Source organism: Vibrio sp. V09_P4A23P171 (genome assembly GCF_963875615.1).
Lineage (GTDB): Bacteria > Pseudomonadota > Gammaproteobacteria > Enterobacterales > Vibrionaceae > Vibrio > Vibrio anguillarum.
Genome location: NZ_CAWNMR010000034.1, coordinates 1 through 14,317, shown reverse-complemented (window position 1 = coordinate 14,317; position 14,317 = coordinate 1). Strand labels below are relative to the sequence as shown.

General features: G+C 44.6%; 12 protein-coding genes. 7 read left to right on the top strand and 5 right to left on the bottom strand.

Features of this window, described 5'->3' with window-relative positions; translation table 11 throughout:
* The 4 genes from AACT23_RS12015 to AACT23_RS12000 all read left to right on the top strand — a co-directional run.
* The coding region (locus AACT23_RS12015) for a DUF1513 domain-containing protein (RefSeq protein WP_094130005.1) at positions 1-918 on the top strand (918 nt) is incomplete at its 5' end.
* 143 nt (positions 919-1,061) lie between these two features.
* Complete coding sequence (locus tag AACT23_RS12010) at positions 1,062-2,615, top strand: L,D-transpeptidase family protein (RefSeq protein ID WP_094130002.1); 1,554 nt, start codon at positions 1,062-1,064, stop codon at positions 2,613-2,615.
* A gap of 220 nt (positions 2,616-2,835) precedes the next feature.
* Positions 2,836-3,378 carry a YcbK family protein gene (locus tag AACT23_RS12005; protein WP_017044782.1) on the top strand — a complete coding sequence of 181 codons (543 nt, stop codon included), beginning with the start codon at positions 2,836-2,838 and terminating at the stop codon, positions 3,376-3,378.
* A 75-nt stretch (positions 3,379-3,453) separates the two neighbouring features.
* Complete coding sequence (locus tag AACT23_RS12000; protein WP_013856747.1) at positions 3,454-4,110, top strand: MBL fold metallo-hydrolase; 657 nt, start codon at positions 3,454-3,456, stop codon at positions 4,108-4,110.
* A 47-nt stretch (positions 4,111-4,157) separates the two neighbouring features.
* On the opposite strand, the gene AACT23_RS11995 is transcribed toward AACT23_RS12000, so the two are convergent.
* Positions 4,158-4,823: a DUF2982 domain-containing protein gene (locus AACT23_RS11995; protein WP_094129999.1), complete on the bottom strand. Its 666-nt coding sequence runs from the start codon at positions 4,821-4,823 to the stop codon at positions 4,158-4,160.
* A 199-nt stretch (positions 4,824-5,022) separates the two neighbouring features.
* Between AACT23_RS11995 and AACT23_RS11990 the strand changes: the two genes are divergently transcribed.
* Positions 5,023-5,412 (top strand): hypothetical protein, encoded by a 390-nt coding sequence (locus AACT23_RS11990; protein ID WP_026027541.1) that lies wholly within the window; start codon positions 5,023-5,025, stop codon positions 5,410-5,412.
* Between the two features lie 78 nt (positions 5,413-5,490).
* Here AACT23_RS11990 and AACT23_RS11985 read toward each other — a convergent pair whose 3' ends face one another.
* Positions 5,491-5,967, bottom strand: coding sequence for a MarR family winged helix-turn-helix transcriptional regulator (locus AACT23_RS11985; RefSeq protein WP_010320725.1), 477 nt, complete (start codon positions 5,965-5,967; stop codon positions 5,491-5,493).
* Positions 5,968-6,360: 393 nt separating this feature from the next.
* Here AACT23_RS11985 and AACT23_RS11980 point away from each other — a divergent pair, with 393 nt between their 5' ends.
* Together AACT23_RS11980 and AACT23_RS11975 are read left to right on the top strand one after the other, a co-directional pair.
* On the top strand, positions 6,361-7,938 hold the full coding sequence (locus AACT23_RS11980; RefSeq protein ID WP_094129996.1) for a BCCT family transporter: 1,578 nt from the start codon (positions 6,361-6,363) through the stop codon (positions 7,936-7,938).
* 198 nt (positions 7,939-8,136) lie between these two features.
* A complete protein-coding gene (locus AACT23_RS11975) occupies positions 8,137-10,020 on the top strand; it encodes a methyl-accepting chemotaxis protein (protein ID WP_017043629.1) in 1,884 nt (627 codons plus the stop codon).
* A gap of 123 nt (positions 10,021-10,143) precedes the next feature.
* Here AACT23_RS11975 and AACT23_RS11970 read toward each other — a convergent pair whose 3' ends face one another.
* The 3 genes from AACT23_RS11970 to AACT23_RS11960 form a co-directional block, all read right to left on the bottom strand.
* Entirely contained in the window at positions 10,144-10,872 is a 729-nt protein-coding gene (locus AACT23_RS11970) for a 3'-5' exonuclease (RefSeq protein WP_094129993.1), read from the bottom strand.
* The gene (locus tag AACT23_RS11965; protein WP_013856754.1) at positions 10,869-12,758 is read right to left on the bottom strand and encodes a putative nucleotidyltransferase substrate binding domain-containing protein; all 1,890 of its coding nucleotides are present in this window, start codon (positions 12,756-12,758) and stop codon (positions 10,869-10,871) included. Before AACT23_RS11965 ends, AACT23_RS11970 begins: the two co-directional genes overlap by 4 nt.
* A 269-nt stretch (positions 12,759-13,027) precedes the next feature.
* A complete protein-coding gene (locus tag AACT23_RS11960; protein ID WP_088717991.1) occupies positions 13,028-14,218 on the bottom strand; it encodes an amino acid aminotransferase in 1,191 nt (396 codons plus the stop codon).
* Positions 14,219-14,317 lie beyond the last annotated feature (99 nt).

The following is a 14,317-nucleotide window of genomic DNA, read 5'->3' as shown; positions in this document are numbered from 1 at the left end:
ATTCACCAATTACCTTTGCCTGCAAGGGGACACGGTGTTGCTATCCATCCTACCTTGACGCATGCGGTCGCTTTTGCCCGTCGTCCCGGTGAGTTTTTGATGGTGTTTAACTATCAAAATGGAGAACTCATCAAATTGCAACTTGCTCAACCCACGCGACATTTTTATGGGCACGGCGTTTACTCAAATGATGGTGCGTGGCTTTATGCAACTGAAGGCGAGAAAGCGACAAGTCGCGGCATTATTGGTGTATATGATGCGCAGCACAGTTACCAAAAAGTGGCTGAGTTCAGTGGGTTTGGTATTGGCCCTCACGAAGTCATTGTGATGCCAGATGGCCGACTCGCGATTGGGGTGGGTGGGGTGCATACCTTCGGCCGAGAGCCACTCAACGTAGAGAGCATGATGCCGAGCTTGACCTACCTTTCTCATCAAGGAGAAGTGCTTGAGCAACGGATATTGAACGACCACCATTTGAGCATCCGCCATCTTGCTCATGATGGTGCAGATACTGTGCTGTGCGGCCAACAATACCGAGGTCAGCTGGAAGAGTATCCACCTTTGGTAGCGCTACATCACCAAGGTGGCGAACTCATTCCGCTCTTGGCAGAGCCAGAACAATGGGCAAGATTCAACCATTACATTGCCAGTATTGCGGCGACCGACCAATGGATTTTAGCGACTTCTCCACGAGGTAACTGTTACGGTATTTGGTCAAAAGAGACACTGCAACTGGTTGAGTTGGCCTCTTTGCCGGATGCTTCTGGCGTGGTAGTGCAAGATCAGCAGTTCCAAGTCAGTTCAGGAGCTGGCTTGGTCGTTAATTCACCCTATCCTCAACCTGAAATACGCACGCGTAGTAATGTCCAATGGGACAATCACTGGTCTGCCATTGATTACTCTTGCCAAAAAAGCTGAGTAAGCGAACTAAATTTGTTTAATGATAATTCTCATTGCATGAGAGTTTATGAATATATTGTTGATATCGACAACAACGTTTAGCAGATAGCCGTTTCTTTTGCCATACTGAAACGTGAATCAGCGTTGTTGGATAGATCGGAATGAGTAAAAGCATCCTATTTGCTTTATTATTGATTTTTAGTAGCTTTTCTCTTTATTCTGCCGAGAAGGTACAGCCTTTTGCTGTCTCGCAAGAGAATGCCTCGTTGCAATCTTTTATCCAATATCCGCATTTAGTCGAACGAATTTACCAAGAGAATGAGAATCGGCGCATTTGGCAAGATGAGCAGATTGTTCGTCAATTTGAACATCAATTGGAAGTGATTCGCCGAGCGGGGTTTAGCCCTTTATTTTCACGCCAGTTAGCGCAAATGAAAGCGTACCGGAATCAGCAAGCGTTCAACGAATACGATCTGCTGGCGACCGATACTTTACTTTTGTATTTGAGTTATGCCGAGCAAGCTCCCAAAGTCGGTATGGCTTGGTTCTTTGAACGTAAGCTCAACTCTGCCATTGCTCCACCAAGCCAAGAAGCCTTGTTCGCCCTTCATGTTGCGGTAGAAGTTAACAGTATCGGTGATCTGCTCAATGGTTATGCGCCCAACAACGCGGCTTATGATCAACTGCTACACGCCTATGATTTTCTGCTCAGTACTGAAAATGCAGCGCTCTCGTTGTACACCCAAAAAGGGTTAAAAAAACCTGGCGATAAGCTCTCACAACGTAGTGTACTTATTGCCCGCTTATCATTAGTTAATATCGATGTTAGTACAGTGCGTGACGACGTAACTTGGTATGACAACAGCTTGGTCAAACCTGTGAAAGAGTTTCAAGCGATGCACGGTTTAAAAGCTGACGGCATGATTGGCCCCGAGACCTTAAAGTGGTTAAATTTGTCTTTGCAGGCACGCCTGTCTATGTTGGCATTAAATGCAGAGCGAACTCGTTTGTGGCCAGAATCAAAAGAGACACAGATCGTAGTCAACGTTCCCAGTTTTGATATGCGCTACTGGTATTTAGGTAAAGAAGTCTTTCAGTCTAAAGTGGTGGTGGGCCGAGTTTCACGCAAAACGCCACTCATGAGCACCAAATTAGATTCTTTGATCCTAAACCCGACGTGGAATGTGCCATACAAAATTATGGTAGAAGATATTCTGCCGATGGTAAAAAAAGATCAAAACTATTTGCGTCAACACAACATTGATATTGTTTCGAGCTGGCGTTCGAACGATCAAATTGACCCAAGCAACATCAACTGGTCTGCGGTGAATCCGGCCTCTTTTCCCTACCGAATGCGTCAGCAAGCCGGGCAAGATAATGCATTAGGTCTGTATAAATTTAATACGCCCAATCGTAGAGCGATTTACCTACATGATACGCCGAGTAAATACCTATTCAATAATACGTCGCGAGCCTTTAGTTCGGGTTGCATTCGAGTACAAAATGCCGATAAGTTTGCTTCGATGATATTAGAAACCCAAGGTATTAATGGTGATAAATTAACGGGTAAAGAGGGGCCTGTGAATGGCACGATCCCATTAAAGCAGCGCATCCCCGTACACATCATCTATCAAACCGTTTGGTATGAAGGTGGGGAACTGCATTACCGAGATGATATCTATCGTTATGATGCATTCAGCACCAGTAATGGGTGAATGGATACCGCTAAAACAGTGGTCACCTAAGTAAGCAGGGATGCGTCTCTCAATTTACCAAAAAATGACTTAATAAAGATCTCTTTTATGTTCAAAGAGTAACGATGCTGTGGCTCTCTCTTGAGCATTTCGAGCACAATTTATGCATTTGATCTTCACAATGGAGTCCGGTAGTGTCCGGGCTTGTTGAAAATAAATTCAGTTGTGAAGGTATCCAACCTTGTTAGTTTCTCGTCGTCATTTTATAAAATTGGCTGGTAGTGGTGTAGTTGTAGCGGCGTGTGCCCCCCAGATAGTATTGGCATCGTACCCTGAAACCTCTCGCATACTCGCGATGAATAATTTACATACCGGTGAAACACTTGAAACCTGTTATTTCAACGGTGTTCGCTATGTTCGATCTGAGCTTGATCGGCTCAACCATATTTGCCGTGATTTCCGCCGCAACGAAGTCCATCCAATGGACAAAAATCTATTTGACCAAATATCGAAAATTCAATCTCTACTTGGCACTCAAGCGGAAGTACAAATCATCTCTGGTTATCGATCTCCTGCCACCAATGAAATGTTGCGCACTCACTCCTCTGGGGTTGCTAAGAAAAGTTTCCATATGCTAGGCCAAGCAATTGATTTTCGGTTAGATGGTGTTCAGTTGAGTCAAGTACGCGAAGCGGCGATCGAATTGGGCGCTGGCGGTGTTGGTTATTATCCTAGCAGTGATTTTGTGCACATTGATACTGGGCCTGTACGTCATTGGTCATAAGGCTGTTCGTGACTTGTCAAATGAAAGTGTCAATGTCATAGTTCGGCCAACTGCGAATTCGAACAAGGTTTTAGTATGTCGTTAAAGTATCAAGTGGTGCCCGTCACTTCCTTCTCTCAAAACTGCTCTATCGTTTGGTGTGATGACACCATGGAAGGGATCGTGGTTGACCCTGGCGGTGATGTGAAACAGCTCGTGATGTTGATCAATGAACTCGGGGTAAAAGTGGTCAGTTTGGTTCTTACTCATGGTCATTTAGATCATGTCGGTGGAACCGAACCGTTGGCGCAGCAGTTGGGCGGCGTCGATATTATTGGACCACACAAAGCGGACAACTTCTGGCTACAAGGCCTCGAAGGTCAAAGCAAAATGTTTGGTTTTCCACTGACGGAAGCCTTTGAACCTACCCAATGGCTTAATGACGGTGATGAAGTGAAGTTTGGCCTTCAAACTCTACAAGTATTGCACACGCCCGGCCACACGCCCGGTCACGTGGTGCTGTTTAGCCAGCAAGCGAAATTGGCGTTTGTTGGTGATGTATTGTTTAACGGTAGTATCGGCCGTACGGATTTCCCGCAAGGTGATTTCAATACCCTGATTCACTCGATCAAAACTAAGCTATGGCCACTTGGCAACGATGTGACGTTTGTGCCCGGCCATGGTCCGCAATCGACTTTTGGCCGTGAACGTGCCAATAACCCTTATGTCGCAGATGAAATGCCCCTGTATTGATCTTGATTAGGCTCAGAGTGTTCCTTCTGCGCTCATTAAACCATGTCTTAGTCTGGTTCGGCCGCCGCGAGGTAGCGCCGAATCAGCCCCACAAACGCTTCGGCGTCACGATCCAGATCGTGCGCTGAGATAAAAATATCATAATCAAAAAATTGCCGTTGATAGCGCATCCGATTGGCTAACATTGCCATAAGACCATGATAGTAATTACCGTTTGGCGCAGTGTAAGGTGCGTTGTCGAGTACCAAATCTTCAAATTGAGTCTCTTTGCGCTGTTGTTTTGCTCCTAAGTAGAGCAGCGCGCGCTGGCTGAGCAAGATCTCACTAGCGATTCTGGGACACACACTCTCAAGGTAAGGTGAATAATCCTTCAGTTTGATCCCAATCCAAGGCAAAGGTTGGTGCCAACCATGATATTCATAACTGCATACCCCAATGCGGCTGATATTGTTCCATTTTACAACCCAACCTCCTTTAAAGAGATGCTGCTGAAAATGGGTAGCGGTTAGGGTGTAGCTAACTTTTCCTTTCAAAATCAAAAAATAGAAGGTGATTAGAGTCACTGCCAGTGCACTTACTAACAGCAGCGCATGAATAATGTTGGATGAGAATATGACAATGCAAATTGAAGCGATGATACAAGTCGTATTGATCCATTTAACCACAGGTGATTGCAGAGAAAAGCGCGTATTAGACAAATGTTGGGTGTGCATAAACCAGTGAGACTCCTTCGAGCTACAGCATCGTTGTTGGCTGTTGCGACCTGTATAAATTGTAGTCAGTTACCGCATCAAAATGCGTTTTTGCCCCTCAATCTGTGCTATGCCCTACAAATCGAGGACGATTTTTGATATAAAACGCGCTTCAAATTTTCACCACTGCTTGAAACGCAGTGAAATGGAGAAATATTCGATGAGACTTGCTCATAAGCGTAAGGTGCAGGCAAAATTGCAAAAGCGTATTAAAGCGACTGTTGCAAACTTGATCGCCTCTCAATCAGCAAAGCCTGTAACAGCGCAATCGACCGTAGCAAAAACCGCTGCAACAAAAGTAGTTGTGGAGAAAGCTGCGGCGAACTCTAAAAAAGTGGATGTCGCGTTAACGCCAAAACAGCAACAGGTTTTAGATATCGTCGCTAACCACGCAGAAGGTATGAATCCTAAATCGATCGGCTTAAGTGCTGGTCAAGAAGATGCGAAAGCTGCCGCTTGGGCCACTGGCGCACTCAAGAAACTAGTAGAAGAAAATCTGGTAGTGAAAGAGCAGTTAGCAGGCAACAAAGTTATCTATAAAGCCATTTAATCTGCTGTTCGTTGTGAATGAATTAGCCTCGGTAGCCCCGAGGCTTTTTTACGATCAAATTTTAAAATGTAATCAAAGCTACTCTTCTTTGGTAATAGAGCCAATTTCGAGCATCGGCGCGACATCTATGTTTTCGGCATTCATCATAGAAGATAAACGTTGTACTGATGAGAGCAACAGGCTTTGCTCCCACTCTTGAAGCTGCCTAAATTGTTCGACAAAGCTTTCTTGCAATGGTTGCGGTGCCTTTTCTAGCAGCTTCTTACCTTCGTCCGTTAAATGGGCGTGCACTTTTCGTTTATCGGTATTGCTGCGAATTCGCTGTACGTATCCGTTGCGCTCTAATCTATCCAAAATGGTGGTGGCAGTGGCCTGGCTCATGTTCGTATGATCCGACAATGTGCGGATAGTCACCTCACCAAGGGTTTGAATTGAACGCATTAGAATAAGCTGGGGACCAGTAAGCCCAGCGTCTCTATTCAGTTTTTTAGAGTGCAGATCAATTGCGCGAATAATTTGTCGAATTGAGATCAAAACTTCTTCATGTTTTTCCAAACTCATTGTCCCAAAAAGAAAGTTATTAATAAGCGGGGACCATAGCGCAGTTCTTTTCACTTGAAAAGTAGCATTCGACCTCTTTTGTTTTGGTCTAAGATGATGAGTGTATAAGTTGAGATGTAAAATGATTAGTGCTCGAATATTTTTGTTTTCGATTTTCACCCTAAATTGGTTGAAGTTTAACCATTAAAGCTTGTTTCTTGCCTTTCATGGCATTTCATGTTGCTTTTTAGTGGATTTTTTCTGTGATTTTGATAGGGTATTCAGCATATTGAAAAAATAAATTGCTATGAGTACGAAGTTATTTTTGGTTTTTGTCTTAAAATTGTTTCGTTCTCATGGTTATTAATCTCAACTGAAAAATCATGTCTAGATTTCTAGAGAGGTAAAATGACAAAAGGTATTGATAAGTACAGTATCGACAGTACTGACTACACTGTCGGGCAAGATAACGTGCAAAAGTGGGGGTTTGATGTTCATAACCCAGTGTTTGGCTTTAGCGCCGGATTTATTGCGCTATTTTTAGTCGCCGCTTTAGTCGTTGATCCTGAGATTGCGAAGAGTGCGCTTGATGGCGTTAAATGGAAAATTATTGGCACTTTTGACTGGCTGTTTATTTGGTCGGGTAATCTTTTTGTGTTGTTTTGCTTAGGCTTGATTGTTTCTCCCTTTGGTAAAATCCGTTTAGGTGGCCAAGGGGCAACAGCAGACTACTCTTATATTTCTTGGCTCTCTATGCTGTTTGCCGCAGGGATGGGTATTGGTCTCATGTTCTGGAGTGTCGCTGAACCTGTGGCGTATTTTACCGGTTGGTATGAGACGCCCTTAGGTGTTGCAGCTAACACACCCGAAGCAGCTAAACTAGCATTAGGTGCAACCATGTACCATTGGGGTCTACACCCTTGGGCCATTTACGGTGTGGTAGCGCTTTCCCTTGCGTTCTTTACTTACAACAAAGGGCTTCCGCTTTCTATTCGCTCTATTTTTTACCCGTTGCTTGGCGATCGCGCTTGGGGCTGGGCAGGGCATATCATTGATATTCTGGCTGTATTAGCAACATTGTTTGGCTTAGCAACTTCATTAGGGCTGGGTGCTCAACAAGCGGCTAGTGGTATCCATCATGTGTTTGGCATTGATGCCGGAATGGGTTTACAAATTGTCGTGATTACCGTCGTTACTTTATTAGCGGTGGTCTCTGTGGTGCGTGGTATTGATGGTGGTGTCAAAGTCATCAGTAACATCAATATGATCGTGGCATTCTTGCTGTTGATTTTAGTTGCACTGATTGGTTATACCGTAACCTTTTCATCCATTCCAACCACATTAATGGCGTATATTGAAAATATCATCCCACTCAGTAACCCGCACGGTCGAACTGATGAGGCCTGGTTCCAAGGTTGGACCGTGTTCTACTGGGCTTGGTGGATTTCGTGGTCACCATTTGTTGGAATGTTCATTGCGCGAGTATCAAAAGGCCGTACTATCCGCGAGTTCCTTACCGCCGTATTATTAGTACCTACGGCTGTTACCTTGATTTGGATGTCTGTATTTGGTGGTTTGGCGATTGATCAAGTCATCAACAATGTTGGTCAATTAGGCGCGAATGGTTTGACCGAAGTGCCACTGGCGATGTTCCAAATGTTTGATGCACTGCCTTATGGCACGTTACTTTCAGTGATTGCGGTTGTGTTAGTGTTGGTATTTTTTATCACCTCATCAGATTCAGGGTCATTGGTCATTGATAGCATTACCGCTGGAGGTAAAGTGGATGCCCCTGTCCTACAGCGTATTTTCTGGGCGTTGATGGAAGGCGCTATTGCCGTGGCCTTGCTATGGATTGGTGGCACCAATGCTATTGAAGCGCTGCAAGCCGCCGCCATATCAACGGCGCTGCCATTTACCATCGTCTTACTATTGATGTGTGTGAGCCTATTATTGGGAATGCGAACCGAGCTCTTGAAACGTTAATTTCGACATTGATTTGAAAAGGCGACGAAAGTCGCCTTTTTTGATGTTTTTTTGACGATCGTCATTAGAGTGTTTTGCTAAAATACTAAGAAAAGCAAATGGTTATCTTGTGTCAGAATTCGACATATATTTCGTGCATCTTGTGTTAAATCTGGTTAATATTCGCCTCCGTTCCTGTATCTAACATTCTGCAAACCAATGAAATTAACCTTAAAGCAAAAGCTAATCGGTGCCAGTCTTTCTGCCGTCGTCGTTATGGCGAGCGCGTTGACTTGGCTAGCCGCTGATCAACTCTTTGAACAAACTCGAAATGGCGTATATTCGCGGGCAGAAAGCTTGTCAGCTGCCGCTGCGAAAGGCATTTCGGACTGGATTGTGGTCCGTAAAGAGATCTCAACCGCTTTTAATGACTACACCGCTCAAGATGATGTCGTTCCTTTCTTACAGCAAGCTCGCAAAGCGGGTGGCTTTGATGATATTTTCTTTGGTACACCGCAAGGTGAGATGTATCGTTCACACCCTGAGCGTAACCGTGCTGACTATGATCCTCGCCAACGTCCTTGGTATAAAGATGCCGTTTCAGCGAATAAACAAATTATCACCACCGCTTATAAAGACGCGATCACCAATGCACTGTTGGTGACAATTGCAGATCCTGTGCGTCGCAATGGGCAATTTGTCGGCGTCGTTGGTGCCGATGTGTTAATCGATCAGTTGATCCAAGATGTCATCAGTTTAGATGCGGGCAAAAATGCCTACGCGATGTTGATTGATGCGCAAGATGGAACCTTTTTAGCGCATCCAGATAAAAATTTCTTATTAAAACCAGTGTCGTCATTGTCGAAGACGTTGACGATGAACATGATAGAGCAAGCAGTGGCTTCAGGTACCGTTGAAGACGCGTCATTACAAGGTGTTGATAAGCTATTTTACTTCGCCAAAGTGCCGCAAACCGATTGGATCTTTGCTATCCAAATGGATCGTGCAACGGAAGAAGCAGCGCATACATCCTTGCTCATTGACCTAATTGTGACTGCACTTGTGATTACTATCGCTGTGATTGTGATCGTCTCTTGGTTAGTGAGCTTTTTGTTTAGAGATCTTAGCCGAGTATCCAAAGCCTTAGAGGAAATTGCTTCCGGAGACGGTGATTTAACTCAACGTCTTGAACCAAGAAGTGATGATGAAGTTGGGCAATTAGCACAAAACTTTAATACCTTTGTCGGTAATATGCACACCATGGTTTCTAAACTCAGCTTTGTTTCTGCTGCGTTGTCTGAACAGTCAAAACAGACGGCCGCTCAAGCCAAAGAGCGTAGTGCGCGTATCCGTTTACAACAAGATGAAATTAATATGGTGGCTACGGCCATCAATGAAATGGCCGCAGCTACACAAGAGATTGCCGGTAACGCAGATCATACCGCTCAGAACTCTGGCGAAGCGGTAACGGCTTGCGTACATGGCTCGAATCAAGTTTCACAAACACAAGGTTCGATTCAAAATCTGGCTCAAGAAGTTCAAGTGGCCACTGATGTTATCCTTGAGCTGGAAGCACACGGTAAACACATCAATACGATTCTGGCGACTATTCAAAACATAGCAGAGCAAACTAACCTGCTAGCATTGAATGCTGCGATTGAAGCTGCACGTGCTGGTGAGCAAGGTCGTGGCTTTGCGGTGGTTGCCGATGAAGTTCGTGTGCTTAGTCAACGTACACATGCTTCGACAAAAGAAATTCAGCAGATGATCGAAACGTTGCAATCAACGACGGGTAAAGCGGTTGGCATTATGGGTGATAGCCGTATGCTTGCTGGAACCAGTGTAGATGATGCGAACGCCGCTGCAGCAAGTTTGATGCAAATTCATAATTCAGTTGAGCGCATCAGTGACATGGCGACGCAAATTGCCTCGGCCGCTGAAGAGCAAGCTTCTGTGACGTCGGAAATTACTCGCAACACGGAAGGGATCCGCGATGTGTCTAACGATCTTGCACAAGAAGCGCATGAAGCAGCCGCACAAGCATCACAACTTTCTGAGCTTTCGCATCAGTTAGAAAATGAAATTCGTCGCTTTAAGCTGTAAGTTCTAAGCGTAAAAGCCGAGATGTGATTAAAAAAGAGGAACCATGTTAGGTTCCTCTTTTTTTGCTCGTGTCGATCACGGTACTAAACCTTGAAAGAATCCCTTGAAAGGATAATCAAAAAGTTATAACCACAACGTTCGGACACTTTGCTGCCGATCAAAATGATGAGCGATTTGTGCTTGGAATAATTCCGCGGTGGCAATGGCATCAACTAAAGCGTGGTGTGGAGTGTACGCTGGTAGCCCATAACGCGCTCGCGCTTGCCCTAAACGCACTGATTGTGGTTTTTGCCCTTTTAACTGGTTCCATAAACCTCCATGCAACCGTTGTTGAATTTCCGTCTCCAATTGCAAAGTATCGATCACAGGGAACTCAATACCTTCACCCAATCGCACTTTTAATGCTTGATTGAGAAAGCTACGTTCAATATGACGGTAATGAACCACAACAATTTTTCCAGATAAGGCCTTCAGTATCGACTCCTGCACTTCTGCCAAATCTGGCGCATCTAAAATATCGTTGTGTGTGATGCCATGGATAACCACCGAATCCTCTTTTAACGCTTGGCGTGGCCGAACTATCCAATGTTTAGAGCGGTTTAGATAGATACGGTTTAAGGTAAAAGGCACCAAGCCAATGGTGATAATGTCATCATGCTGCGCACTTAAACCCGTTGTTTCCAAATCTAAAGCGACAAACTCTATTTCATCGATTGGCGTGCTACCCTTAGCAATCGGCCTTGAATAAAAATCTTTGAGTAACTGATGGTTAACCAACGACTGCTTATTGGCATATTTTGCTACCCAATCGATGCTCGGTTTTTGAAACCATTGTTTAATCATCACTCTCACTTAAAGTTATTGCTGGCTTGATAACGGAATTTCAAGAAATTTTGCGCATTGCTTAGGATTTGAAACGCATCTTTTAAGTTACGTCTTTCAAAATCAGATAGATTTTCTGGCTCGATATTGTTATCTGGCTCTATTTCTTGTTCAACGTCAGCCGCTTGGTGGCGAATGCGTACCATCGCTATAAACTCCATTGCGTCACGCAGATCTTGCGCCCGTCCTTTGGGTAGAATTCCGGCTTCAATGATGTCATCTAAACGTTCAAACGAGTTGGTAGAACGTGAACCGACAGCCAATGCATGCACACGGATTAAATCCGCTAACGGTGCCGTGCCGCGACGTTTTAAATTGATGGTGTTATTGTGTCGTCCATCTTTTTCCATCACAAAGTCTTTGAAAAACCCCAATGGTGGCGTGCGGTTCAGCGCATTTCGTGCAAGGCATGCAAGAAATCGATTATTTTTGCGTGCTCGACGGACAATAAACCCATTCAGTTGTTCTGCCCATTTGGTCCTGCCACACACCCCGTATAAGTCAAAAAAGATGGATGCATTCAATAGCGCCTTAGGGTTAGGGTTATCTATCCAATCGGCAAAGCAGGCTTCCCATTCTTTACGAGTCATACGCCACATCGGGTTGCTGGCCATAATGTCCCCCGTACAGTAGCTGTAACCGCATTGATCTAAGCTGTCGCAGACAAATTTGGCGAACGCTTCGAAATAAGCACCATGCTGTGTTTCTTCATAGCTATCGTCCAAAATTAAAGCGTTATCTTGGTCCGTGACAATTAACTGTTCGTCACGGCCCATAGAACCCAAGGCTAAAAAGCAGTATGGAATAGGCGGCGAGCCTAGTAATTCTTCAGCAAGTTCAATGATTCTTTGTTTAAAGCTACGGCCAATCACTGACATCGCCGTGCCGATCATATGTGAGTTTGCATCTTCATTGACTAAACGAACAAAACTGTCTTTGACTTGGTGCGACAGTGTGGCTAACTCTTCAACGCTTTGTTGCTGGAAGATGCGACTGACGAGCAGCAATGAGTTTTGTGATTCGTAGCGAACAATGTCGGTCGCTTCAATGATACCGATCGGCTTTTTTTCTTTGAGTATAGGAAGATGATGAACATTGTACCGAAGCATTTTTAGCATGGCCTCATAGACATAAGCATTATGATCTAATGAGATAACCTCCGTTGTCATCACTTCCGTGACGAGGTGATTAGGATCGATGCCAACGGCTAATACACGCGTGCAGAGATCTCGGTCAGTCAGGATGCCGATTACTGGGCTGTTATCGTCGTCACTCTCTTGCAAAATATCAGGGTCAATCACCAGCAGTGAAGAGATACTCTCTTCCGCCATCTTGATCGCCGCATGTTGAATGGTTTCTGTTTTGTAAACGAAAGGGGCTTCTCGGCTGAGTAAGGTTCGCACTTTCGAGGTGGTGAGATCATTCTGCTCTGTTTTACTCAGTACGGCTTGGCGAAGGCGTGCGTTATCTTGCACTTCAACGAAATCAGCAAAGGAATCATAGTTGTCATATAAATCCTGAAACCTTGCCTCTGGAATACAATAAACCAGCGTATCTTCAATCGCTGTGACCGGAAAACGAACACGGTTATTGGTCAATAGCCCCATTTGACCAAATAAACCGCCTTCGGTTAGGCGGTTGTATAATTCGCCTTTGCGACGGTATACCTCGACGACGCCGCTGCGGATCAAATATAAGTCTTGGATATGATCACCAAAATGAATGATGGGTGTACCTTGTCGAAAATAGGAGATTTCTACGCTCTGCGTCACTTCGATCAGTGTTTCTTCAGGTAGTTCATTGAACGGTGGATACTGAGCAAGGAAGTTCTTGATTTCAATTAATTCTGCTTCCATGGAGGCTTCCTTGTGTTTCGGAATTCATATTGTGGGATTCTGACGTCGTGAGCCAGCTAAACGATGTAACTTGTCAAAGGGATCCGGTTACATCGGTGGCATTGGACATAGGATTCAGAGAGTTATAGTACATGAAAAGAACGTGCTTTGCAGGCAAGAGGGGAAAGTGTACGCGCTTTGAGGTGAATCAAGTGTCATTTCAGTGAATTGAAGATAAAAAAATAGCCGACAAGTGGCGGCTATTGTTGTCTATTTCTTATCATTATCGATTATAGAACCGCTGCAATACCTTTGCACAGTGGGCCCATATTCGATTTCGTCATGCCTGCCACACTGATACGGCCGGAACCGACGATGTAAATTGCCAATTCATCTTTCAGACGAGCAACTTGTTCCTTGTTCAAACCAGAAAAAGAGAACATGCCATTTTGACGTTCAATAAAGCTAAAATCAGCCTTCACACCTTCTGCTTTTAGGGTGGTAACAAACAGCTCACGCATCTCTTGAATACGTTCACGCATTTCCGTCACTTCGTTTTCCCATTCTGCGCGTAGTTCGGCGTTGTTGAGGATATAAGTAACGACCGCAGCACCGTGCGCTGGTGGATTTGAATAAATGGAACGAATGATCGCTTTGATTTGTGAGAAAGCTGTTTCAGCGACATCTGTTGAGCCAGCAACGATGGTAAACGCACCCACGCGCTCATTGTACAAACCGAAGTTTTTAGAGAATGAGCTCGCTACTAAGATCTCTTTATTGTATTTCGCAAAAGTACGTAGGCCCTGTGCGTCTTCTTCAACACCTTTCGCAAAACCTTGATAAGCAAAGTCAAACAGAGGAAGAAGCCCTTTATCAGCGACTAATTTTGCTAACGTTTCCCACTCTTTATCGGTTGGATCAATGCCAGTTGGGTTGTGGCAGCACCCGTGTAGAAGAACAATATCACCCGCTTGAGCTTGCTCAAGATCGGTAAGCATCGCTGCGAAATCTTTATCTTTCGTTTCGGCATTGTAGTACGAATACTGCGTGGTTTCTAAACCAGCCGCATTAAAAACACCGTGATGGTTTGCCCATGTTGGGTTGCTGATCCACACTTTCACGTCGCCGATTTGACGCTTAATAAATTCACCAGCTACACGCAGTGCACCAGTACCACCCGGCGCTTGCGCCGTTTTTGCGAGCTTTTGCGTCACAATCTCAGATTCATCGCCAAACAGCAGTTTTTGTACCGCGAGCCCATATTCAGCAGTACCTTCAATGGTGAGATAAGATTTGGTCTTTTCAGACTCAAGCAACGCCGCTTCCGCTTTCTTTACTGTCGCAAGAACAGGTGTTTCACCTGCTTCATTTTTGTAGATACCAACACCGAGGTTAATTTTTTCAGTGCGAGGATCTTTTTTAAACTCTTCGGTTAAACCAAGAATAGGGTCAGCCGGAGCTGCGACAACTTTTTCAAACATAATCATCATCCATGTAAAGTGTTAGAAGGGATTTTAGAAACATAAAATTAAGGTATTTATACCTTTATGAAATATCCGTTACAACACACAAAACAGAAA